19 protein-coding genes are annotated in these 22,342 nt (G+C 69.4%); 9 read left to right on the forward strand and 10 right to left on the reverse strand.

The features are described from left to right. Positions 1-100 precede the first annotated feature (100 nt). On the reverse strand, positions 101-1,243 hold the full coding sequence (locus tag G5B31_RS17220; protein ID WP_165019449.1) for an RsmB/NOP family class I SAM-dependent RNA methyltransferase: 1,143 nt from the start codon (positions 1,241-1,243) through the stop codon (positions 101-103). Further along, on the reverse strand, positions 1,243-2,691 hold the full coding sequence (guaB, locus tag G5B31_RS17225; RefSeq protein WP_165019450.1) for an IMP dehydrogenase: 1,449 nt from the start codon (positions 2,689-2,691) through the stop codon (positions 1,243-1,245). The genes G5B31_RS17220 and guaB overlap by 1 nt, the downstream gene beginning before the upstream one ends. 140 nt (positions 2,692-2,831) lie before the next feature. Between guaB and G5B31_RS17230 the strand changes: the two genes are divergently transcribed. Further along, on the forward strand, positions 2,832-3,521 hold the full coding sequence (locus G5B31_RS17230; protein WP_165019451.1) for a type 1 glutamine amidotransferase: 690 nt from the start codon (positions 2,832-2,834) through the stop codon (positions 3,519-3,521). Between the two features lie 63 nt (positions 3,522-3,584). Here the strand turns inward: G5B31_RS17230 and G5B31_RS17235 are convergent, their stop codons facing one another. Next, positions 3,585-4,586: a tellurium resistance protein gene (locus tag G5B31_RS17235; RefSeq protein ID WP_165019452.1), complete on the reverse strand. Its 1,002-nt coding sequence runs from the start codon at positions 4,584-4,586 to the stop codon at positions 3,585-3,587. 290 nt (positions 4,587-4,876) lie between these two features. Beyond that, positions 4,877-5,665 (reverse strand): phytanoyl-CoA dioxygenase family protein, encoded by a 789-nt coding sequence (locus G5B31_RS17240; RefSeq protein WP_165019453.1) that lies wholly within the window; start codon positions 5,663-5,665, stop codon positions 4,877-4,879. Between the two features lie 85 nt (positions 5,666-5,750). Between G5B31_RS17240 and G5B31_RS17245 the strand changes: the two genes are divergently transcribed. Continuing rightward, positions 5,751-6,689: a LysR family transcriptional regulator gene (locus G5B31_RS17245; protein WP_165019454.1), complete on the forward strand. Its 939-nt coding sequence runs from the start codon at positions 5,751-5,753 to the stop codon at positions 6,687-6,689. Continuing rightward, a complete protein-coding gene (speB, locus tag G5B31_RS17250) occupies positions 6,670-7,626 on the forward strand; it encodes an agmatinase (RefSeq protein WP_165019455.1) in 957 nt (318 codons plus the stop codon). The genes G5B31_RS17245 and speB overlap by 20 nt, the downstream gene beginning before the upstream one ends. Positions 7,627-7,678: 52 nt before the next feature. Here speB and G5B31_RS17255 read toward each other — a convergent pair whose 3' ends face one another. From G5B31_RS17255 to G5B31_RS17275, 5 genes are all read right to left on the reverse strand, one after another. Beyond that, positions 7,679-8,767, reverse strand: coding sequence for an ABC transporter ATP-binding protein (locus G5B31_RS17255; protein ID WP_165019456.1), 1,089 nt, complete (start codon positions 8,765-8,767; stop codon positions 7,679-7,681). A 3-nt stretch (positions 8,768-8,770) separates the two neighbouring features. Beyond that, positions 8,771-10,390, reverse strand: a complete 1,620-nt coding sequence (locus tag G5B31_RS17260; RefSeq protein WP_165019457.1) for an alpha-amylase family glycosyl hydrolase — start codon at positions 10,388-10,390, stop codon at positions 8,771-8,773. Positions 10,391-10,397: 7 nt separating this feature from the next. Further along, complete coding sequence (locus G5B31_RS17265; protein ID WP_165019458.1) at positions 10,398-11,537, reverse strand: carbohydrate ABC transporter permease; 1,140 nt, start codon at positions 11,535-11,537, stop codon at positions 10,398-10,400. Further along, the gene (locus tag G5B31_RS17270) at positions 11,537-12,763 is read right to left on the reverse strand and encodes a carbohydrate ABC transporter permease (protein ID WP_165019459.1); all 1,227 of its coding nucleotides are present in this window, start codon (positions 12,761-12,763) and stop codon (positions 11,537-11,539) included. The genes G5B31_RS17265 and G5B31_RS17270 overlap by 1 nt, the downstream gene beginning before the upstream one ends. Positions 12,764-12,835: 72 nt before the next feature. After that, positions 12,836-14,182: an ABC transporter substrate-binding protein gene (locus tag G5B31_RS17275; protein ID WP_165019460.1), complete on the reverse strand. Its 1,347-nt coding sequence runs from the start codon at positions 14,180-14,182 to the stop codon at positions 12,836-12,838. Between the two features lie 315 nt (positions 14,183-14,497). Here G5B31_RS17275 and G5B31_RS17280 point away from each other — a divergent pair, with 315 nt between their 5' ends. From G5B31_RS17280 to G5B31_RS17290, 3 genes are read left to right on the forward strand one after another with little or no spacing between them, the layout of a single operon-like run. After that, positions 14,498-15,538, forward strand: a complete 1,041-nt coding sequence (locus tag G5B31_RS17280; protein WP_165019461.1) for a LacI family DNA-binding transcriptional regulator — start codon at positions 14,498-14,500, stop codon at positions 15,536-15,538. Continuing rightward, on the forward strand, positions 15,535-16,881 hold the full coding sequence (locus tag G5B31_RS17285; RefSeq protein ID WP_165019462.1) for a GH1 family beta-glucosidase: 1,347 nt from the start codon (positions 15,535-15,537) through the stop codon (positions 16,879-16,881). Before G5B31_RS17280 ends, G5B31_RS17285 begins: the two co-directional genes overlap by 4 nt. Next, on the forward strand, positions 16,878-17,852 hold the full coding sequence (locus G5B31_RS17290; protein WP_165019463.1) for an ROK family protein: 975 nt from the start codon (positions 16,878-16,880) through the stop codon (positions 17,850-17,852). Before G5B31_RS17285 ends, G5B31_RS17290 begins: the two co-directional genes overlap by 4 nt. A 67-nt stretch (positions 17,853-17,919) precedes the next feature. Here the strand turns inward: G5B31_RS17290 and G5B31_RS17295 are convergent, their stop codons facing one another. Then, positions 17,920-18,261, reverse strand: coding sequence for an MmcQ/YjbR family DNA-binding protein (locus G5B31_RS17295; protein WP_165019464.1), 342 nt, complete (start codon positions 18,259-18,261; stop codon positions 17,920-17,922). A gap of 176 nt (positions 18,262-18,437) precedes the next feature. Between G5B31_RS17295 and cysS the strand changes: the two genes are divergently transcribed. The 3 genes from cysS to G5B31_RS17310 all read left to right on the forward strand — a co-directional run bounded on the left by cysS (position 18,438) and on the right by G5B31_RS17310 (position 22,318). Next, positions 18,438-19,862, forward strand: coding sequence for a cysteine--tRNA ligase (gene cysS, locus G5B31_RS17300; protein WP_165019465.1), 1,425 nt, complete (start codon positions 18,438-18,440; stop codon positions 19,860-19,862). Between the two features lie 90 nt (positions 19,863-19,952). After that, positions 19,953-21,572, forward strand: coding sequence for a citramalate synthase (cimA, locus tag G5B31_RS17305; RefSeq protein ID WP_205911999.1), 1,620 nt, complete (start codon positions 19,953-19,955; stop codon positions 21,570-21,572). Next, the gene (locus G5B31_RS17310; RefSeq protein ID WP_165019467.1) at positions 21,569-22,318 is read left to right on the forward strand and encodes a squalene/phytoene synthase family protein; all 750 of its coding nucleotides are present in this window, start codon (positions 21,569-21,571) and stop codon (positions 22,316-22,318) included. Before cimA ends, G5B31_RS17310 begins: the two co-directional genes overlap by 4 nt. Positions 22,319-22,342: the final 24 nt, after the last annotated feature.

The following is a 22,342-nucleotide window of genomic DNA, read 5'->3' on the forward strand; positions in this document are numbered from 1 at the left end:
CGCCGCGGATTCGGGTCTCCGCCGGTCCATAGGAGATGCAAGCGGTTAATCAGGACTTAACTGCGGCCGGAAAACATCCACAAGTTGTTTGAAACCCGGATCAATCCCGCGCCAGAAGCGCAAGGCCGAAGCCGTCGCCGCCCTCCAGCGGGGTGAAGCGGCGGCTGTCGATCAGCCGCCAGCCGGGGTTGCGGGCCAGGAAGGCGGCGGCCTGATCCTCGTTCTCCTCGCGCAAAAGCGAGCAGGTGGCATAGGCGACCGTGCCGCCAGGGGCGCAGAGCCGGGCGGCGCGGTCGAGGATTTCGGCCTGAAGCGCCAGCAGCGCCTGCAGCCGGTCCTCCGTCAGCGCCCATTTCCCCTCGGGGTCGCGGCGCCAGCTGCCGGAGCCGGAACAGGGCACATCCGCGAGGATCACGTCATAGGGCGCTGTTTTCTCCGGGTTTTCCGTGATCGTCACTTTCGCGCCGGCCCGGGCGGCGCGGGCGGGCAGGTCGGCCATCCGGCGCGGGTTGGCGTCGTGGGCGTAGAGCCGGAGCGGTGCCCGGGCCGCCAGCGCCAGCGTCTTGCCGCCGCCGCCGGCGCAGAGGTCCAGCACCTTCGCCTCCGGGGTCAGCGGCACCGCCTCGGCCACCGCCTGCGAGGCGGCGTCCTGCAACTCCACCAGCCCCTCGCCATAGGCCTGCGTATGCTGGATTTTCCTTGCGTTCGCCGTCACTTCCAGTGCGAAGCTCGACAAGGGATGCGGCTGTGCGGATATCCCCTCCGCCGCCAGCGCCGCGATGGCTTCCGCAACAGTTGCCTTGGCCGCATTGACCCGCAGGAACACCGGAGCGCGGCGGCGCAGCGCCTGCATCACCGGGGCGAAATCCGCCCCCAGGGAAGCCTGCAACCGCGGCGCCAGCCAGTCGGGGCAATCCAGCGCCTCCAGCCCCTCGGGGTGCCGCCCCTGCTCGTCGGCAACGGCAGGCCCGTGGGGCGAGCCGTCGAACCACAGCGCCTCCGCCCCGGCCGCCCGCGCAGCCCCGAGCACCAGCCCGCGCCCGGTCGTCCCGCCGCCGAGCGCGGCGAAAGACCGCAGGCAGCGCAGGCAGTCGTAGACCACGTCGCGCACCGCCGCCCGGTCACCCGAGCCGGCATAGCGCGCGGCCCGGCCCCAGAGGGTCAGCACCTTCTCGGCCGGCTCACCGGCCAGAATCCGGTCCAGCGCGGCGATGGCTGCGGCCGCCCGCGCCGCGGGGGTCATCACAGCCCCCGGTAGTTCGGGCTTTCGCGGGTGATCTGCACGTCATGGACGTGGCTTTCCTTCAGCCCCGCCCCGGTGATCCGCACGAAGCTGCACTTCGTCCGCATCTCCTCGACCGTGCGGTTGCCGGTATAGCCCATGGCGGCGCGCAGCCCGCCGACCATCTGGTGGATGACGGCGGCGGCGGAGCCCTTGTAGGGCACCTGGCCCTCGATCCCTTCCGGCACCAGCTTGTCCGAGGCCGCGTCCTTCTGGAAATAGCGGTCGGCCGAGCCGCGGGCCATGGCGCCCAGGGACCCCATGCCGCGATAGGCCTTGAAAGACCGCCCCTGCCAGAGGATGACCTCGCCCGGGCTTTCGTCGGTCCCGGCGATGGCGCTGCCGACCATGGCACAGGAGGCGCCGGCGGCGATGGCCTTGGCGAAATCGCCGGAATACTTGATGCCGCCGTCGGCGATGACGGGCGTGTCGCCCGCCGCGCCGGCCGCATCCATGATCGCCGTCAGTTGCGGCACGCCGACGCCGGCGACGATCCGCGTGGTGCAGATCGACCCCGGGCCGATCCCCACCTTCACCGCATCCGCCCCGGCGCCGATCAGCGCCCGGGTCGCCTCGGCGGTGGCGACGTTGCCGGCCACCACCTGCACGGTGTTCGACAGCTTCTTGATCCGTTCCACCGCGATGGCGACGCCCTCGGAATGGCCATGCGCGGTGTCGATCACCACCAGGTCCACCCCGGCGTCGATCAGCGCCTGGCTGCGCTCGAACCCGGCATCGCCCACGGTCGAGGCGGCGGCGACCCGCAGCCGGCCCAATTCGTCCTTGCAGGCATTGGGGTTCAGCACCGATTTCTCGGTGTCCTTCAGCGTCAGGAGGCCGGTCAGCTTGCCCGCTCCGTCGGTCACCAGCAGCTTCTCGATCCGCCGCGCCTTCATCAGGGAAATCGCCTGCGCCCGGTCCACCGGCTCGCGCAGCACCGCCAGGTTGTCGGCGGTCATCATCACGCTGACCGGCGTGCGGTCGTCCGAGGCGAAGCGCATGTCGCGGTTGGTGACGATGCCGAGGACGCGCCCCTGCCCGTCCACCACCGGGAAGCCGGTGATATTGTAGCGCTCCATCAACAGCTTGGCATCGGCCAGCGTCTGGTCCGGGGTCAGGGTGATCGGCTTGTAGACCACGCCCGACTCGAAGCGCTTGACCCGCCGCACCTCGGTCGCCTGCGCCTCGGGGTCGAGGTTGCGGTGGATCACCCCGATCCCCCCCGCCTGCGCCATGGCGATGGCCATCCGCGCCTCGGTCACCGTGTCCATCGCCGAGGACAGGAGCGGGATGTTCATGCGGATCGAAGCGGTGACGCGGGTCGAGGTGTCGGCATCCGAGGGCAGCACCGAGGAGGCGGCGGGAACCAGCAGCACGTCGTCGAAAGTGAGGGCCTCTCGAATCTCCATCGGGGTCTCCATGGCAGGATCGTTTGGCGGTTCCCTGTTTCACGGGCGCTGCCGAATGGCAAGCCGGAATCCCGCGGACCCGGGGTTGCGCCCGCCGCCCTTCCGTGCAGATTGGGCGGCCGGAACGCAGGAGGCAGGACATGCGCGTCGCCATCGTCGAGAACACCGCCGCCACCAGCCACGGCCAGGTCGGCGTGGCGCTGCACGAGGCGGGGGCGCGGGTGGAGCTTTACAAGCCCTGGACGGGCCAGCCGCTGCCGGAGAAGGTGGAGGCCGATGCGCTGGTGGTCTTCGGCGGCGAGCAGTCGGCGCTGGACGACCATACGCATCCGTATCTTCCCCGCCTGGCGCAGCTGATGGCCGACTATACGGCGGCGGATCGTGCGGTGCTCGGCATCTGTCTCGGCGCGCAGCTGATGGCGCGGGCCTTCGGGGCGAAGAACATCCTCGGCGCCGCGCCGGAATTCGGCTGGTGCGAGGTGACGCTGACCGCGGAGGGCGCGGCGGACCCGCTGTTCGCCGCCCTGCCCGGCAGCTTCCCGATCTACCAGTGGCATTCCGACACCTTCACCCTGCCGGAGGGGGCGGTGCAGCTGGCGACCTCGCCCGCCGCCGCGCAGCAGGGCTTCCGCATCGGCCGGGCGACCTATGCCACCCAGTTCCATTTCGAGGCCAACCGCGCCGTGGTCCGCGACTGGCGCAGCGCCTTCGGCCCGCTGATCGAGGCGGCAAAGCCCGGCTGGCGCTTCGAGGAAGAGGCGGCGAGCCTCGGCCTGGCCGCCGATGCCCATGGGCTGGCGATCGCCCGGGCCTGGGTCGGGATGATCTGACCGGCTCCTCGGGGACTTCGTCCCTCGTCGCCCGACGAGAAGCCGAAGGCGAAGGAGGAGGCTTCACGCCTCCGCCGCGTTTGTCTTCGCCGCCAGCCTGCCGCCGGGCCAGAGCTTCAGCACCTGCCACAGCACATAAGGCACGAAGCCGACCGCCGCCGCCAGCACGGCGATCCCGGCCCAGAGCAGCACCCCGTCCTGTGCCAGCAGCGCCGAGGCCAGCGCCGCCAGCGGAAAGGTGAAGGCGCCCCAGAGCGGGGAAAACCCGCTCTCCGCCACCCACCGCCCGGCCGCCAGCAGCGCGGCCAGCAGAACCAGCCCCAGCACCGCGAAGCCCGCCGACAGCCTGCCCTGCCCCAGCATCCCCGCCACCAGCGCGAACAGCGCCGCCGGCGCGATATGGATCGCCAGCAGCGGCCGCAGCGGCGCCGGTGGCACCCGGCGCGCCAGTTGTGCGAGGCTGATCCCCCAGATCGCCGCCGCTACCGGCAGCGTGGCCCAGAACAGGCCCTGCGCCAGCACGGGATACCCCAGAGGCACCGCCGCCAGCCCGCCGATGATGAAGCCGACGAAGCTCAGATGCCAGACCGGCGTGACCCCCCGCGCCTCGGCCGGCATCCGGGCCAGCGCGACCAGCACCGCCAGCGCCAGCGCGCCGTGCAGGACAAGGCCGCCGATCAGCATGACCCGCGCCGCGCCGGGCGAAAACGGCACCAGCAGCGCCGCCAGCGCCAGCGCCCCGGCGGTGGCCGAGGCCAGACCGGCCCGGCCGGGCAGCACCCGCAGGTCCTCCCACAGCACGCCGGGCCGCCGGGCCAGCTTCGCCGCATAGGCGAAGGCGGCGAAGGCCCACAGTGCCAGCACCAGCCCGGCCAGGAAATCCGCCGGAGCCGGCGGCAGTTGCAGCGCCGCCAGCCCGCGGCGTAGCGCCAGCACCAGCCCGATGGCGCCGAGGATCGGCGGGAACACCGCCGGCGGCACCCTGGCGAAGCGCGGCACCCGCCGCGGCGGGAATTCGGGCGGCGGATAGGATTTCGGGCGGAACCGGGCGGGCTCTTGCGGCATGGCGCTTCTCCTTGCCGCCAGCGAACCACGCCCCGCCCCGGCCCGCAAGCGACAGCAGCGCCGCAGGCCCCGGCCCTGCTTCTTTCCTGCCGCCTTCACCTTGGCCCGAATCTCCTGCGGGGTGCGACCATGGTTGCGCCATTGGTTCGAGCGACCGTGGTCGCGTGGAGGGGTGCAAACCCCTCCGGGGCTAGCCAAGGGCACGACATGAGGACGACAGAACCGCCCTCCCCGCCCTTCCGTGGCAACGCGGGCGCAGCCCCCCTCGATGGGGGGCAAGCCCGCTCCCCTTAGCCGTGGATCACCGGGAACCAGTCCTCCCGCAGCCGCTCCCCCGGCTTCATCCCATGCCCCGGGAAGGGTGGCGAGGTCGGGCCCGGCCGCTCGACATAGCGGGCATCGTCGCCCACCAGCCGCAAGGAAAACGCCCGCCGGCGGTTCTCCGAGGTGTTGCCGCGCGCCCCGTGCAGGGTGCGGTAGTTGAAGGCCACCGCATCCCCGGGCTCCATCTGCCATTCCAGGATCCGCATCCCCTCGGCCTCGGGATCCGGGACGGCCATGTAGTCGTGATCGCCGGGATAGAAATTCGCCTCCGACAGCCAGCGGGTCGGCATCACCTCCTTCTCCCAGAGATGGCTGCCCGCCACGCAGCGCAGGGACGCCTCCTTCACCGGGTCCAAGGGCACCCAGAAGCTGATCGTCTGCCGGCCGTCCACGAAGTAATAGGGCCCGTCCGAGTGCCAGGGCGTCGGCTTGTTGGTCCCCGGCTCCTTCACCAGCACATGGTCGTGGAAGATCTGCACCTTCCCGGACCCCATCAGCTCCGCCGCCACCCGCCCGGCGTCGGAGCCGAAGATCGCCCGCTCGAACTCGGGCACCTTCTGCCAGTTGCAGTAATCGTCGAAGAACCGGCCCTTCTCGCCCGGCTTCATCGTCACCATCTGGAAGGTCGGCGCCGCCATGTTCTTCTCGACGCCTTCGCGCAGGGTATCGACCCAATCGGCGAAAAGCCCCTTGACGAAGACGGCCCCGTCCTCCCGGTAGGCCCGCTTCATCTCTTCCGTCACCCGAACCGCCATCGCAGCCTCCTCCTGTTCGCCGGGCCTTCATCCCATGCGCCGCGGATAGTTTCCAATAATCGTTTGCAATGCTATCCATAGCCTTATGCTATCCGTCACCCTGCGCCAGCTGGAATACGCCACCGCCGTCGCCCGCCACGGCGGCATGACCGCGGCGGCGCAGGCGCTGAACGTCAGCCAGCCGGCGCTGTCGGTCGGCATCCGCCAGCTGGAGGCGCACCTCGGCCGACCGCTGTTCCTGCGCCGCGCGGGGGGCATCGCCCCCACCGCCTTCGGCCGCGGCTGGCTGCAGGCGGCAGAGGCGCAGCTGGCCGCCCTGACCCGGCTGATGCAGGGCGAGGGGGCCGAGGCGCCAGTGCGGCTGGCCGTCTTCCACGACCTTGCGCCGATGCTGCTGGCCCCGGTGCTGGCCCGCGCCGGCGCCGACCTTCCCGGCCTCGCCATCGACCCGCAGGTGATGAGTTTCGAGACCCTCTCCACGGCGCTGGCCGAAGGCCGCATCGACCTGGCGCTGACCTGGGACCTCGGCCTGCCGCCGGATTGCCCGCGCCGGGTGCTGGCCCGCATCGCCCCCCATGCCGTGCTGCCGCCGGAGCATCCGCTGGCCGCCCTGCCGGCGCTGACCCTGCAGGACCTGGCCGGCGCGCCGCTGATCCTGACCGACCAGGCGCTCAGCCTCGCGCATTTCCGCAGCCTCTTCGCCGCCCGCGGCCTGGTGCCCCGCATCGCGCATCGCCCCGCCAGCGCCGAACTGATGCGCAGCTTCGCCGCCAACGGCTTCGGCATCGGCCTCGGCTACAGCCGGCCGCTGCCCGACGCCGCCCCAGACGGCCGGCCGCTGGCGATCCGCCCGATCCTGGATGCCGGGACCGAGGCGCTGGTGCTGGCCCATGCGCCCGGCCCCCTGCCCGCCGCCGCCCTGCGGCTGGCCGGGGCGCTGCCCGGCCTCTTGCCCTTTCCGCCGCCCGCGGCCACTGTGTCGCCGCATTCAGCGGAGGATATGCATGTCGGGCCATGGCTATGAATCGGGGCGGCTGAACCTGCCCTTCGTCGGGATCTCCACCTTCGGCAAGAAGCCCTATGTGGGCGACTGGTCGGCGATCAAGGCCGATGCCTGCATCCTCGGCGCCCCCTTCGACTTCGGCACCCAGTTCCGCGCCGGCGCCCGCTTCGGGCCGCGGGCGATCCGCGAGGCCTCCACCCTGTTCTCCTTCGGCCATGCCGGCGCCTACGACCACGAGGACGACTGCACCTATCTCGGCTCGGACGTGACCATCGTCGACATCGGCGATGCCGACATCGTCCATACCGACACCGAGACCAGCCACGCCAATATCGAGGCAGGCGTCCGCGCCATCCTCGACGCCGGCGCGCTGCCGGTGGTGCTGGGGGGCGACCATTCGGTCAACATCCCCTGCATCCGGGCGTATCAAGGCCGCGGGCCGATTCATATCCTGCAGATCGACGCGCACCTGGATTTCGTCGATGTCCGTCATGGGGTGCGCCACGGCCACGGCAACCCGATGCGCCGGGCGGCGGAAAAGGACTATGTGACCGGGATCACCGCGCTCGGCATCCGTAACGTGTCGTCCACGGCGAAGGACGGCTACGACGCCGCCCGCGCCATGGGCGACGACATCCTGTCGGTCCGTCAGGTGCGCAAGCTCGGCCGCGACGGGGTGCTGGCGCGGATTCCGAAGGGCGCGCGGCTCTACGTCACCATCGACATCGACGGCTTCTGCCCCTCCATCGCCCCGGGCACCGGCACGCCCTCGCACGGCGGCTTCCTCTATTACGAAGTGCTGGAGATCCTGCAGGGCGTGGCGAAGGACCACGAGATCGTCGGGGTGGACCTGGTGGAAGTGGCACCGGACTACGATCACTCCGGCTCGACCGCGATCCTGGCGGCGCAGGTGCTGCTGAACTTCCTCGGCTTCATCTTCCACGCGCGCGGCAAGTGACAGGCGATTTCCGCGCGGAAATCGCCCCCGGAAATCGCGCGATTTCCGGGGCTCAGCGGTAAAGCAGCGACCGCCCGCCCGAGAAGAGATGCACCTTCCCCGGATCGGCGGTCAGCTTCACCTCGCTGTGGCGCAGTTGCGGGTGGATGCCCGGCAGCTTGGCGATCACCGGCATCTCGCGGCCACCCTTCTCGAAGTAAAGTTGCGTCACCTCGCCGAGCGCCTCCGTGATCTCCACCTTGCCGGAAAAGATCGGCTCGCCTTCGGTCGGCACGAAATCCTCCGGCCGGACGCCGACATTCACCTTCAGCCCCTTGTCCGCCGCCTGCGTCGGCACCGCCGAGCGCGCCGTGCCGCCCGCGTCCAGCCGCACCAGAGTCTCGGCCCCCGTCTCCACCACCTCGCCCGGCAGCAGGTTCATCGCCGGGCTGCCGATGAACTGCGCCACGAATTCGTTCTGCGGCCGCTCATACAGTTCCAGCGGCGTGCCGACCTGGCCGATGCCCTGCCCGACCGTCAGCACCACGATCCGGCTGGCCAGCGTCATCGCCTCCACCTGGTCATGGGTCACATAGATCATGGTGGAATTCGGCATCGCTTCCTTCAACTGGGCGATCTCGATCCGCGTCGCCACCCGCAGCGCGGCGTCGAGGTTGGAGAGCGGCTCGTCGAAGAGATAGACCTTCGGGTCGCGCACGATCGACCGCCCGATCGCCACCCGCTGCCGCTGGCCGCCCGACAGCGCCTTGGGCAGCCGGTCGAGATAGGGCGTCAGCTGCAGGATCTTCGCCGCCCGCTCCACCGCCGCGTCGATCTCCTTCTGCGGCTTCTTGGCGATCCGCAGCGCGAAACTCATGTTCTCGCGCACCGTCATGTGGGGGTAGAGCGCGTAGGACTGGAACACCATGGCGATGCCGCGCTGCGCCGGCGGCACGTCGTTCATCCGCACCCCGTCGATGGTGAATTCGCCCGCGGTGATCTTCTCCAGCCCGGCGATCATCCTTAGAAGCGTGGACTTGCCGCAGCCGGAGGGGCCGACGAAGACGATCAGTTCCCCGGTCCTGATGTCGAGGTCGATGTTCTTCAGGACCTTGACCTCGCCATAGGCCTTCTCGACGCCGGTGAGTTTCAGATCGGCCATGGATTACCCCTCTCCGAGAATGACAAAGCCCCAGCCGGGCAGCATCGCGCTGCCGCCCTCCGGGGCGGCACCGCCCAGATCCTGCGCCAATGCCCGCCAGTTGCCCGGCGGCACCGCGACCCGCGCCTCCGCGGGGCCGAGGTTGAAGGCGCAGAAGAGCCGCCCCTCGCCTTGGCGCAGGAAGCTGGCGACATCGCCCTCCGCCGTCACCGGCGACATTTCCCCGCCGGCCAGCAGCGGATGCGCCCGGCGGAAGGCCAGCGCGGCGCGGTAGTATTCCAGCAGGCTTTCCGCCCGGCCGGCCTGCGCCGCGACCGACAGCGCCAGATGCGGCGCCGTCACCGGCAGCCAGCATTTCGCCGCGCTGCTGAAGCCGCCCTGCGCATTGTCGGTCTGCCAGACCATCGGGGTGCGGGCGCCGTCGCGGCCCTTGAACTCGGGCCAGAACTCGATGCCATAGGGGTCCTGCAACTCCTCGAAGGCGATCTCGGCCTCGGGCAGCCCCAGCTCCTCGCCCTGGTAGAGGCAGACCGAGCCGCGCAGGGCAAGGAGCAGCATCAGGTAGCAGCGCACCGCCCGGTCATCCAGACCCCAGCGGGTGATGTGGCGGACGGTGTCGTGGTTGGAATAGCTCCAGCAGGGCCAGGCATCGGGGGCCTCGGCCGCCAGCTGGTCGAAGGTGGTCTTCAGTTCGGCGGCGGTCACCCGGGCGGGTTGCAGCAGCTCGAACGGGTAGCACATCTGCACCTTGTCGCCGCCCGAGGTGTATTCGGCCATGATCTGCAAGCCGCGTTCGGAATCGCCGACCTCTCCCACCGCCGCTGCCCCGTAGGGCGCAAGCACCGCACGGAATTTCTGCAGGAATTCAAGGTTCTCCGGCCTGCTCTTGTCGAAAAGGTGCATCTGGTGGTTGTAGGGGTTCACCTTCGGCGCTGTGCGGTCGTTGCGGTCTTCGGGCGGCAATGCAGGATTGTCGCGCAAGTATCTGTCGTGGAAGTAGAAATTGATCGTGTCCAGCCGGAACCCATCCACCCCGCGCTCCAGCCAGAACCGCGTCGCATCCAGCAGCGCCTCCTGAACCTCCGGGTTGTGGAAGTTCAGGTCGGGCTGGCTGGTCAGGAAGTTGTGCAGGTAATACTGCTCGCGCCGGGCGTCCCATTGCCAGGCCGAGCCGCCGAAGATCGACAGCCAGTTGGTGGGCGGGGTGCCGTCGGGCTTGGGATCGGCCCAGACATACCAGTCCGACTTCGGCCCCTGCCGCGACCGCCGGCTTTCGGCAAACCACGGATGCAGGTCCGAGGTGTGCGACAGCACCAGGTCGATCATCACCCTGAGGCCGAGGTCATGCGCCCGGGCCACCAGCGCGTCGAAATCGGCCAGCGTCCCGAACATCGGGTCGACGTCGCAATAATCGCTGACATCGTAGCCGAAGTCCTTCATCGGGCTGCGGAAGAACGGGCTGATCCAGATCGCATCGGCGCCGAGGGCCGCGACATGGTCCAGCCGCTGGGTGATCCCCGGCAGGTCGCCGATGCCGTCGCCGTTGCTGTCCTGGAAGCTGCGGGGATAGATCTGGTAGATCACCGCGCCGCGCCACCAGTCCGGGTCTTTCTTCAGGGTCATTGCTCTCTCACTTGACGGAACCGGCCAGCAGCCCGCGCACCAGGAACCGCTGCATCGAGAAGAACACCACCAGCGGCACCGCGATGGAGACGAAGGCCGAGGCCGACAGGATCTCCCAGTCGCCGCCGCGGCTCCCCATCAGGTTCACCAGGTTGCCGGTCAGCACCTGCTGGTCGTTGCCGGTGCCGAGGAAGACCAGCGCCACCAGAAGGTCGTTCCAGGTCCAGAGGAACTGGAAGATGGCGAAGCTGGCCAGCGCCGGGAAGGACAGCGGCAGGATGATCTTGACGAAGATCTGGAAGTCGGTGGCGCCGTCGACCTTGGCATTCTCGATGATGTCGCGCGGCAGGCCGACCATGTAGTTGCGCAGGAGATAGATCGCCAGCGGCAGGCCGAAGCCGGTATGGGCCATCCAGATGCCTAGGTAGCCCTTGCCGATGCCGATCCAGTTGTGGAACTGCAGCAGCGGGATCAGCGCCAGTTGCAGCGGCACCACCAGAAGGCCGACGATGAAGGCCACCAGCAGCGCCCGGCCGGGGAAATCCATCCAGGCCAGCGCATAGGCGGCGAAGGCGGCGACCAGGATCGGGATGATCGTCGCCGGGATCGCCACCGTCAGCGTGTTCAGGAAGGCCTGGCCGATGGACTGCCCGGCCATCGGACTGGAGATGACGTTGCTGTAATTCTCCGTCGTGAACTCCGGCGGGGTGGAGGCGGTGGTGAAGACCCGCGGCAGCCGCATGTCCCTGGTCGAGGCCGGAGAGGTCAGCACGAAACCGCCGTCCGCCTGCACCGTCAGGCTGACGCCCTCGCCCAGATCGGCGGTGTCGCCGGGCGCATGGGCCTCCGGCTCGCGCGAACTGGTGCCCCAGGCGCTGACCGTGGTGCCGCCCTTCGGGAAGAGCGTGCCCTCGATGACGAAGGCGCCGTCCCTTTCGGCCTCCTCCCCCGCCACGCGGATCGGCGACAGCTGTTGCTCCTGCGTCGACAGCGCCTGCCACCAGCCGGAGCCGCTGATCTGGTCGCCGGTGCGGAAGGACGACACCAAGAGACCGAAGGTCGGCACCACCCACAGCAGCACCAGCGCGATCACCGACAGATGCACGGCCCAGATCAGGGCGGGTTTCTTTCCCGCAATCGAGTCCATCACCGCATCTCCTTGCGGGCGTTCCAGACGTTCCAGACCAGGATCGGCGTCACCAGCGCCATGATCACCATGGCCGCGGCCGAGCCCATGCCCCAGTCGAGCGCGCGGAACAGCTTGTCATACATGTAATTGGCCAGGACCTGGGTCTCCCACTGGCCGTTGGTCATCGCCAGCACGATGTCGAAGACCTTCAGCACGGTGATGGTGATGGTGGTCCAGACCACGACGATGGTGCCCATGATCTGCGGCACCTTGATGCGGAAGAAGATCTGGAACGGGTTGGCGCCGTCCAGGATCGCCGCCTCCACCGTCTCCTCCGGCACGCCGCGCAGGGCGGCCGACAGGATCACCATGGCAAAGCCGGTCTGGATCCAGACCAGAACCGCCATCAGGAAGAACGAATTCCAGAACGGTTTCTGCAGCCACACTTGCGGCGTGCCGTAGGGCAGGTCGTTGAAGACCATCCCCTTCAGCCAGATCGCCATCTCCACCGCCAGCCCCGCCGCGACCACCGCGCCGAGGATGCGCCCGGCCAGCGCCCAGCCTTTCGCCCGGCCTTGCAGCACCGGGCGGATCGCCGACCAGGCGGCATAGACGAAGGCCAGCAGCAGCGCCGCCACCAGCAGCCCCGGCAAGAGCCGCAGGATCAGGAACGACCCGATCCCGCCCTCGAACCGCATCCAGACCGCGTTGAGAAGGCCGATCTGCGGCACCCCGGCGTCGCGGGCGTCGTAGATCAGCTTGAAGATCACCGAGGCGCCGACGAAGGAGATCGCCATCGGCATGAAGATCAGCGACTTGGCGATGTTGCCCCAGCGGATGCGGTCGGTCAGCTGCGCCGCCAGAAGGCCGAAGCCGGTCGCCGCCGCCGGCACCACGATCAGCCACAGCATGTTGTTGCGCAGCGACTCGCCGAATTTCGGCTCGGCGAACATCAGCCGGTAGTTCTCGAACCAGACGAAGCCGCCGCTGCCGTTGGTGTCCTTCAGGGACAGCCAGAGCGTGGCGAAGACCGGATAGGCGAGGTAAAGGCTCAGCGCCACCAGCGCCGGCAGCAGGAACAGCCAGGGCCTGACGGCATTGGCGCGGTTGATGTTGCGCCCGGCATCCGGCCCGCGGGGCGGGAAGATCACCCTGTCGAGGATCAGGTTCGAGGCATAGAAATAGCCCACGCATCCGCCCACGCCGACGACAATGACGAACAAGGCCTGCATTGCAGGATGCATCTTCCCCTCCCCCTTTTCTTGTGAACCCTCTTGCGGAAAGGCCCGGGCGCAGGCTGCCCCCGGGCCGCAGGGTCACTTCGGCCAGCTGGCCTGGATCGCGTCGGCCACCTCTTGCGCCGACTTGCCGCCGACGTAATCGACCATGCCGGTCCAGAAGGTGCCCGCCCCCACCGCGCCCGGCATCAGGTCGGAGCCATCGAAGCGGAAGGTGGTGGAGTTCAGCAGGATTTCGCCCATCTTCTTCAGCGTCGGGTCGCCGTAGAGATCGGCGTTCACCGTCTTCATCGGCGTCAGGAAGCCGGTCTGCGCCATCCAGACCTCATGCGCGATCGGGGTCTTCAGGAATTCGATGAAGGCGCGGCTGGCTTCCGTATCCTTGGTGATGAAGGCCAGCGTCCCGGCGCCGAGCACCGGCTTGCCGAGGTCCTTGCCGGCATAGGCGGGCATGTAGAAGAAATCGGCGTCCTGGCCCACCACCGTGCCTTCGGGGAAGAAGGACGGGATGAAGCTGGCCTGATGGTGCATGTAGCACTGCGGCGGCGAGGCAAACAGGCCCTTCGGGCTGTCGCGGAAGTCGGTGGAGGCGACGGCGGCCGAGCCGCCGGCGACGAAGGCGTCGTTCTTGGCGAACCAGCCGAACTCCTCGATGGCGCCCACCACCTCGGGGCTGTTGAAGGCCAGCTCGTTGGTGGTCCACTGGTCGTAGGCTTCGGGCGGCTGGGTGCGCAGCATCATGTCTTCCACCCAGTCGGTCGCCGGCCAGCCGGTCGCACCGCCCGAGCCGAGGCCGATGCACCAGGGCGTGCCGCCGTCGGCCACGATCTGCTCGGTCAGCGCCTTCAGGTCCTCCAGCGTCTCGGGGACCTCGTAGCCGGCATCCTCGAAGTTCTCGGGCACATACCAGACCAGCGATTTCACGTCGATCTTGTAGGGAAAGGCGTAAAGCGCCTTCGTCCCGTCCGCCCCGGCATAGGAGCCGAGGCCGACCCAGCTGTCGCCGGCGGCATAGTTCTCGGCCAGCCAGGCTTGCGTCTCTTCGCCCAGAGGCGTGACGAAGCCCTTGCGCACCAGATCGGCGATCAGCCCGGGCTGTGGCAGGATCGCCACGTCGGGCGGGCTGCCCGCCTCGGTGTCGATGACGATCTGCTGCTCGTAGTTCTCGGAGGAGGAATAGTTGACCGTCACCCCGGTCGCCGCGGCGAAATAGGCCAGCACCGATTCCGCCAGCACCTGGTCCTCGCCCCGCCAGGGCCCGAAGATCGTCAGCGTCTGGCCGTCCAGGTTGTGCGCCTCGTCGAAGGCCTTGAAGCTGTCCCAGTTGAAGGCGCCTTCGCCCACCGGGAATTTCAGCTCCTGCGCGAAGGCGCCGCCGGCGGCCAGCGCCAGCACCGCCGCGCTGACGGCGAGTTTCATCCTCATGGTCTTCCTCCCGACATGCCCGCCGTTCTTCCGGCCGGGCGTTCTTTTGCTCCCGCGGCCCGGCCGTCCTGCGATCCGGCGCAGAATCGGATTCAAACCGCTTTGGATGGCGCACAGTTGCCGATCCCGTGACCTCTGTCAAATAAAAGCGCGGGCGGCGGATCGCCGTCCCCGGCCGCGCCCCCTGCAAATCCTGCCTGATTGCGGGCCGATTCTGCAACCTGCGCTTGCAGGGCCGCGGTCTTTCTCTTTGACCTGCCCCGGACCGCTGGGTAAGGATGTCGCAGTTGAAACCGTTTTGGCAGCCCATCCCCAATGAACCTGAAGGAACTCGCCTTGAGGCTGGGCCTGTCGCCCACGACCGTGAGCCGGGCGCTGAACGGCTACCCGGAGGTGAACGAGACCACCCGCGCCCGCGTCATGGCCGCCGCCAAGCGCCACAACTACCGCCCGAACACCCGCGCCATAAGGCTGGCGACGGGGCGCGCCATGGCGGTCGGCCATGTCATCCCGCTGGCGACGCGGCACGAGATCGTCAACCCGGTGTTCGCCGATTTCATCGCCGGCGCGGGCGAGACCTACTCCCGCAACGACTACGACATGGTGCTGTCGGTGGTCTCCGACGCCGACGAGGAAACCACCTACCGGACCCTGCGGTCGAAGGGCAACGTCGACGGGGTGATCCTGCACGCCCCGCGTCTGGACGACCCGCGCATCCCGCTCCTGCGCGAGATCGGCCTGCCCTTCGTGGTCCATGGCCGCTCCACCGGCTCCGCCACGCCCTACGCCTGGGTCGACGTGAACAACCGCCGCGCCTTCCAGCGCGCGACCGAGTTCCTGCTGGACCTCGGCCACCGCCGCATCGCGCTGGTCAACGGGCTGGAGTTCATGGATTTCGCCATCCGCCGCCGCACCGGCTATCTCGACGCGCTGGCGGCCCGCGGCATCGCCCCCGATCCGGCGCTGATGACCTCCGAGGAGATGACCGAGATCTCCGGCCACCGCATCGGCGCGCGGATGCTGGCGCAGCCGGACCCGCCGACCGCCTTCCTAGCCTCCTCGATGATCTCCGGCATGGGCGTCCGCCGCGCCATCGAGGAGCGCGGGCTGGTCATGGGCCGCGATGTCAGCGTGATCATCCACGACGACGACCTTTCCTACATGAAGAACGGCGAGGACGTGCCGATCTACACCGCCACTCGGTCTTCGGTGCGCGAGGCGGGACGGATCGCCGCCGAGATGCTGCTCGGCCTGATCGCCGCCCCCGGGCAAGAGCCGCCGCACCGCCTGCTGGAGGCCGACCTGATCATCGGCCAATCTACGGGACCCGCGCCCACCGGACCCGCGCCGCGATGACCCGGCTCTCGCGCTTCGATTTCCCCGAGGGTTTCCTGTTCGGCGCCGCGACCGCCGCCTACCAGATCGAGGGCACAAGCTTCGGCACCTGCGGCCCCTCGCATTGGGACAGCTTCGCCGCCACGCCCGGCAACGTGGTGCGGGCCGAGGACGGCAGCACCGCCTGCGACCATTACCACCGCTGGCCCGAGGACCTGGACCTGATGGCCGCGGCCGGCTTCGACGCCTACCGCTTCTCCACCTCCTGGCCGCGGGTGATGCCGGATGGCGTGACGGTGAACCCCGAGGGGATGGATTTCTACGACCGGCTGGTGGACGGGATGCTGGAACGCGGCTTGCGCCCGTTCCAGACCCTCTACCACTGGGACCTGCCCTCGGCGCTGGCCGATCGCGGCGGATGGGCCAACCGCGACACCTGCCACCGCTTCGCCGATTATGCCGAAGCGATCACCCGCCGCCTCGGCGACCGGGTGGCCTCTATCGCCACGATCAACGAGCCCTGGTGCGTGGCCTGGCTCTCCCATTTCCTCGGCGCCCATGCCCCCGGCCTGCGCGACATCCGCGCCGCCGCCCGGGCCATGCACCATATCCTCTTGGCGCATGGACTGGGGCTGGAGCGGCTGCGCGGGATCACCAAGGCCCCGCTCGGCATCGTGCTGAACTTCGACCACGCCACCCCGGCCTCCGACGCGCCCGAGGACCTGGCCGCCGCCGCCCGACAGGACGCTATCTTCAACCGCTGGTTCATCGAGGCCATCACCCGGCAGGCCTACCCGGCCGAGGCGATGCTGGGGCTTGCCCCGCATCTGCCCGAAGGCTGGCAAGAGGACATGGCGACCATCGGCCAGCCCCTCGACTGGCTGGGGGTGAATTACTACACCCGCCACCTGCACGCCGCCGCGCCGGAGGCGCCCTGGCCCTCGACGCGAGAGGTTCCCGGTCCGCTGCCCAAAACCCAGATGGGCTGGGAAATCTACCCCGAGGGGCTGAAGGGCTTCCTGCTGCGGCTGTCGCGCGACTACACCGGCGACCTGCCGCTCTACGTCACCGAGAACGGCATGGCCAACGCCGACACGGTTGAAGACAACGCCGTAACCGACGCTATCCGCGAGGATTTCCTGTTCGCCCATCTCGCCGCAACCCGCGAGGCCATCGCGGCAGGCGCCAATGTCCGGGGCTTCTTCTACTGGTCGCTCCTGGACAATTACGAATGGGCCGAGGGCTACGACAAGCGCTTCGGCCTGGTCCATGTCGATTTCGCCAGCTTGAAGCGGACCCCGAAATCCTCCTATCACGCGCTGGCCCGGGCCATCGCCCGCAACGACCGCGAGGCAGACAGATGACCCTTGCCATCCTTGCCGACATCGGCGGCACCAACACCCGCGTCGCCCTGGCCCGCGGCGAGACCGTGCTGGCCGAGACCATCCGCCGCTTCCCCAATGCCGATTACAAGGCGCGCGGGCAGGACATCGGCCATATCCTGCGCGACTATCTCTCCACCTGCGGCGAGGCGGTCTCCGGCGTCTGCGTCGCCGCCGCCGGCCCGGTGCAGGACGGGGTGGCGACGATGACCAACCTCGACTGGACCATGGACGCGGCCCTCCTCTCCGCCGCCACCGGGGCGCGGAACGTCGCCATCCTGAACGACCTGCAGGCGCAGGGCCATGCGCTCGGCCATATCCCGGCCGACCGGCTGCGGGTGCTGATCGAGGGCCCCGCAGTGCCGGGCGCCGCGATGCTGGTGGTCGGCCTCGGCACCGGCGTCAATGCCGCGCCGGTGCATGGCGCCGGCGCCGGGCGGATCGTGCCGCCCTCGGAATGCGGCCATGTCAACATGCCGGTCCGCTCGGAAGAGGACCTGCGGCTGCTGCGCTTCGTCGAGGCGCTGCTGGCCGCGCAGGGCGAGGTTCCCCATTGCGGGGTGGAGGAGGTGCTGTCCGGCCGCGGTCTCGCCAACCTGCACGCCTTCGCCGCGGCCGAGGCCGGGGCGCCGGCCACGCTGACCTCGGCCGAGGTGCTGGCGGCGCTGGAGGCGGGCGATCCGGTCGCCGTCCATGCCGCCCGGCTTTATACCCGCATCCTGGGCCAGACCCTGGCCGACCTCGCGCTGATCCACCTTCCCTACGGCGGCATCCACCTGATCGGCGGCATGGCCCGGGCGATGACCGCCGCCTTCGCCCGCTTCGGCCTGGCGCAGAGCTTCCGCGAGGACCGGCGGGTCGACCTGCTGGTCAAGGATTTCTCGGTGACCGTGGTCGAGGACGACTATGCCGCCCTGACCGGCTGCGCCGCCTGGCTGGCCGCGCAGGGCTGAGCGCGGGTCGTCCTTCGCCTCCGGCTCGTCCTCCGCCGAGGAGGGCCGAAGGCGCCGACGACGCCCCTTACCCCAGCCCCGCCTGCACCTTCTTCGGCAGCCCGGCCCGGATCAGCCGCCAGGAGGTTTCCAGCCGCTCGCGCAACTCCGCGTCCGGCACCGCGCCGAAGGGAAACCGCGCCCAGCTGGCGTGCAGGTAGGGCGCCCGAACTGCCCGCCCCGTCTCGATCAGCAGCCGCGCCGTCTCGACATGGTCGGTCTTCACCGAGACGCCGTCGCCCCTCTGCCCGACGATGGCGAAGATCTTGCCGCCCACCTTCCAGCAGTCGTGCTCCGGCCCGAAGGGCTGGCTGACCTCGGCCCCCGGCAGCCCGGCGCAGAAGCCGTTGACGAAGGCGCGGTCCTGCATGGGAAAATCTCCTTGGCGGCGGGCTGCGGGCAGTGTAATCGTCGCAGCCATGACGACATTGCGCAACATCCGCATCTGCATTACCCGCTGACCCAAGGTCGCGCGGGCGCTTCGTCATTCCCTGATCGGATGCAAAGGTCCCGCGCGGGAAACCGCCGCGAAGAAGGCCCGCATAGATGACGATCCGCCTGACCAACTCCCGGACCCGCCGGAAAGAGGCTTTCGAGCCGCTGGACCCGTCCAACGTCCGCCTCTACGTCTGCGGCCCCACCGTCTACGACCGCGCCCATATCGGCAACGCCCGCCCGGTGATCGTCTTCGACACGCTCTACCGGCTGCTGCGGCATGTCTACGGCGCGGCGCATGTCACCTATGTCCGCAACTTCACCGACGTGGACGACAAGATCAACGCCGAGGCGCAGCGGCGGAAAGGCCTCGGCCGGCCGGAAAGCCTGGAAGAGCTGATCCGCGAGCGGACCGAGGAGACCATCGCCTGGTATCACGCCGACATGGATGCTATGGGCGCGCTGCGGCCGGCGATTCAGGAAGACCGCTCGCCCGAAGGGCTGCGCCGGGCGGAGCCGCGGGCGACCGAATATATCGGCGCGATGATCGCCATGATCGAGGGGCTGATCGCCAAGGGCCATGCCTATGAACGCGAGGGCCATGTGCTGTTCCGGGTGCGGTCCTACGCGGCCTATGGCGCGCTGTCGGGGCGGTCGGTCGACGACATGATCGCCGGCGCCCGGGTCGAGGTGGCGCCCTTCAAGGAAGACCCGATGGACTTCGTGCTGTGGAAGCCCTCGGACGCCGGCCTGCCGGGCTGGCCGTCCCCTTGGGGCCGCGGAAGGCCGGGCTGGCACATCGAATGCTCGGCGATGAGCTACGAGCTTCTGGGCGAAAGCTTCGACATCCACGGCGGCGGCCTGGACCTGCAGTTCCCCCACCACGAGAACGAGATCGCCCAAAGCTGCTGCGCCCATCCGCAGGGGTCCTTCGCCCGCTACTGGCTGCACAACGAGATGCTGCAGGTGGAAGGGAAGAAGATGTCGAAGTCGCTCGGCAATTTCTTCACCGTGAGGGACCTGCTGGACCAGGGCTTCCCCGGCGAGGTGATCCGCTTCGTCTACCTGATGACGCATTACCGCAGCCCGATGGACTGGACCGCCGAGAAGGCGCGCCAAGCCGAGGCGGTGCTGCGGAAGTGGCGGGCGGCCACGGCGGATGTCGCCGCCGGGGAGGTCCTGCCCGGGGTGGTGGAGGCGCTGGCCGACGACCTGAACACCGCCGGGGCGCTGGCGGCGCTCCATGCCGCGGCGGGGGCCGGGGACTGGGCGGGGGTCAAGGCCTCGGCCGGGCTGCTGGGGCTGTTGCAGGACGGGATGGGGGATTGGGCGGCGGCGCCGGAGGCGGACCTCAAGGCCCATGCCGCGCGGCTGGCGGAGCTGCGCGCGGCGGCGATGGCGTCGAAGGATTTCGCCGCGGTGGATGCGATGAAGGCGGCGCTGCTGGCGGCCGGGGTCGAGGTGCGGATGTCGAAGGCGGGGGTGGAACTGGTGCCGGGCGCGGGCTTCGACGCGGCCAAGCTGGCAGACCTGTAAGGTGCAGAATTTTCGAAAATTCTGCACATTTTTCTTGGAAGAAAAATGCAAATTCCTTCGAAGGAATTTGCGGGGAGCGATGAGCAAGCGATGAGCGAGCGGCTTTACCTTTTCGACACCACCCTGCGCGACGGCCAGCAGACCCAAGGCGTGCAGTTCTCCGCCGCCGAGAAGGCGCAGATCGCCAAGGCGCTGGATGACCTCGGCGTCGATTATATCGAGGGCGGCTGGCCCGGGGCGAACCCGACCGACAGCGAGTTCTTCGCCGTCGCCCCGCAGACCCGGGCGAAGATGACCGCCTTCGGCATGACCAAGCGCGTCGGCCGCTCGGCCGAGAACGACGATGTGCTGGCGGCGGTGCTGGATGCCGGAACCGGCACGGTCTGTCTGGTCGGCAAGACCCATCCCTTCCATGTCGCCACCGCCCTCGGCGTGACCCTGGAGGAGAACCGCGACTCCATCGCCGCCACCTTCCGCCATCTGGCGCGGAAAGGCCGCGAGGCGCTGTTCGACGCCGAGCATTTCTTCGACGGCTACCGGGCGGACCCGGCCTATGCGCTCTCTTGCCTGCGGGCGGCGCTGGAGGAGGGCGCGCGATGGGTCGTCCTTTGCGACACCAACGGCGGCACCCTGCCGTCGGAGGTGGGGCGCGTGGTGGCCGAGGTGATCGCCGCCGGCATCCCGGGCGAGTGCCTCGGCATCCATTGCCACGACGACACCGGCAATGCGGTGGCCAATTCGCTGGCGGCGGTGGAGGCCGGCTGCCGGCAGGTGCAGGGCACGCTGAACGGGCTGGGGGAGCGTTGCGGCAACGCCAACCTCGTCACCTTGATCCCGACGCTGCTGTTGAAGGAGCCCTACGCCGGCCGCTTCGAGACCGGCGTGACCGCGGAGGCGCTAAAGGGGCTGGTGAAGACCAGCCGGATGCTGGACGACATCCTGAACCGGGTGCCCTTGCGCAGCGCGCCCTATGTCGGCGCCAGCGCCTTCGCCCACAAGGCCGGGCTGCACGCCAGCGCCATCCTCAAGGACCCGACCACCTACGAACACATCGACCCAGGCCTTGTCGGCAACGAACGCCTGATCCCGATGAGCAACCAGGCCGGCCAGTCCAACCTGCGCGCGCGTCTGGCGGCGGCGGGGCTGGAGGTCGATCCGAAGAACCCGCGGCTGGCCCGCATCCTGGAGGTGATCAAGGCGCGCGAGGACCAGGGCTATGCCTATGACGGCGCGCAAGCGAGCTTCGAGCTGGTGGCGCGGCGCGAACTGGGGCTCTGCCCGGAGTTCTTCGAGGTCAAGCGCTACCGCGTCACCGTCGAGCGGCGGAAGAACAAATACGACCGGATGATCAGCCTGTCCGAGGCCGTGGTGGTGGTCCGCATCGGCGGCCAGAAGGTGATGTCGGTCTCCGACAGCATGGACGAGGGCGCCTCCGACCGCGGCCCGGTCAACGCGCTTTACAAGGCGCTGGTCAAGGACCTCGGCCCCTGGCAGGGCTGCATCGACGATATGAAGCTGGTGGACTTCAAGGTGCGGATCACCCAGGGCGGGGTGGAGGCCGTCACCCGCGTCATCATCGACAGCGAGGACGGCCAAGGCCGGCGCTGGTCCACCGTGGGCGTGTCGGCGAACATCGTGGACGCCAGCTTCGAGGCGCTGCTGGAGGCGATCCAGTGGAAGCTGATCCGCGATATCGGGGCACCGGCGTGACCATCGCCGATTGCGCGGCGCTGGTCGAACGCGGCGACCCCGACCGTTTCCTGGCGGTAATGGCGGCGCCCCCGGCGGCGCGGGCGCGGCTGTTCCCGCTCTATGCCTTCAACCTGGAGGTAGCTCGCGCCCCCTGGGTGGCGCAGGAGCCGCTGGTGGCCGAGATGCGGCTGCAATGGTGGCGCGACGTGGTGGAGAACACCGCCGCCGGGGCCGCCCGGGCGCATGAGGTGGCGGAACCGCTGCACGCGCTGATCCGCGCGGCGGCGCTGCCGCGGGACGTGCTGGACCGCATGGTCGCCGCCCGGCGGTGGGACTGCTGGCGCGAGCCCTTCGCGGACCGCGCGGCGCTGGAGGATTATCTGGAGGATACCGCCGGCGGGCTGATGTGGCTGGCGGCGCTGGCCCTCGGCGCCCCCGCAGAGGCGGAGGCGGCAGTCAGGGCCTATGGCCGGGCCGCGGGCATGGCGGGCTTCCTTGCCGCCGCGCCGGAACTGCAGGCGCGCGGGCGGCATCCGCTGCCGGAGGAGACCGATGTCCCCGGGCTGGCGCGGCTGGGGCTGGACTGGCTGGCCGAGGCGCGGGCCGCACGGGCGACGGTGCCGAAGGCGGTGGCGCCGGCGCTGCTGGCGGGCTGGCAGGCGCCGGGGATGCTGCGGCGGCTGGCGGCAGGGGAACCGGCGCAACTGTCGGAATTCGCGCGCCGCGGCGGGCTCTTGTGGCAGGCCCTCACCGGGCGCTGGTAGGCTAATTTTCGACGAAAATCAGGG

Source organism: Rhodobacter sp. SGA-6-6 (assembly GCF_011043545.1).
GTDB lineage: Bacteria > Pseudomonadota > Alphaproteobacteria > Rhodobacterales > Rhodobacteraceae > Pseudogemmobacter.

Coding starts and splice junctions, on each gene's coding strand:
- G5B31_RS17220 (WP_165019449.1), bottom strand. CDS start 1,243: ATGACCCCCGCGGCGCGGGCGGCCGCAGCCATCGCCGCGCTGGACCGG.
- guaB (WP_165019450.1), bottom strand. CDS start 2,691: ATGGAGATTCGAGAGGCCCTCACTTTCGACGACGTGCTGCTGGTTCCC.
- G5B31_RS17230 (WP_165019451.1), top strand. CDS start 2,832: ATGCGCGTCGCCATCGTCGAGAACACCGCCGCCACCAGCCACGGCCAG.
- G5B31_RS17235 (WP_165019452.1), bottom strand. CDS start 4,586: ATGCCGCAAGAGCCCGCCCGGTTCCGCCCGAAATCCTATCCGCCGCCC.
- G5B31_RS17240 (WP_165019453.1), bottom strand. CDS start 5,665: ATGGCGGTTCGGGTGACGGAAGAGATGAAGCGGGCCTACCGGGAGGAC.
- G5B31_RS17245 (WP_165019454.1), top strand. CDS start 5,751: ATGCTATCCGTCACCCTGCGCCAGCTGGAATACGCCACCGCCGTCGCC.
- speB (WP_165019455.1), top strand. CDS start 6,670: ATGTCGGGCCATGGCTATGAATCGGGGCGGCTGAACCTGCCCTTCGTC.
- G5B31_RS17255 (WP_165019456.1), bottom strand. CDS start 8,767: ATGGCCGATCTGAAACTCACCGGCGTCGAGAAGGCCTATGGCGAGGTC.
- G5B31_RS17260 (WP_165019457.1), bottom strand. CDS start 10,390: ATGACCCTGAAGAAAGACCCGGACTGGTGGCGCGGCGCGGTGATCTAC.
- G5B31_RS17265 (WP_165019458.1), bottom strand. CDS start 11,537: ATGGACTCGATTGCGGGAAAGAAACCCGCCCTGATCTGGGCCGTGCAT.
- G5B31_RS17270 (WP_165019459.1), bottom strand. CDS start 12,763: ATGCATCCTGCAATGCAGGCCTTGTTCGTCATTGTCGTCGGCGTGGGC.
- G5B31_RS17275 (WP_165019460.1), bottom strand. CDS start 14,182: ATGAGGATGAAACTCGCCGTCAGCGCGGCGGTGCTGGCGCTGGCCGCC.
- G5B31_RS17280 (WP_165019461.1), top strand. CDS start 14,498: ATGAACCTGAAGGAACTCGCCTTGAGGCTGGGCCTGTCGCCCACGACC.
- G5B31_RS17285 (WP_165019462.1), top strand. CDS start 15,535: ATGACCCGGCTCTCGCGCTTCGATTTCCCCGAGGGTTTCCTGTTCGGC.
- G5B31_RS17290 (WP_165019463.1), top strand. CDS start 16,878: ATGACCCTTGCCATCCTTGCCGACATCGGCGGCACCAACACCCGCGTC.
- G5B31_RS17295 (WP_165019464.1), bottom strand. CDS start 18,261: ATGCAGGACCGCGCCTTCGTCAACGGCTTCTGCGCCGGGCTGCCGGGG.
- cysS (WP_165019465.1), top strand. CDS start 18,438: ATGACGATCCGCCTGACCAACTCCCGGACCCGCCGGAAAGAGGCTTTC.
- cimA (WP_205911999.1), top strand. CDS start 19,953: ATGAGCGAGCGGCTTTACCTTTTCGACACCACCCTGCGCGACGGCCAG.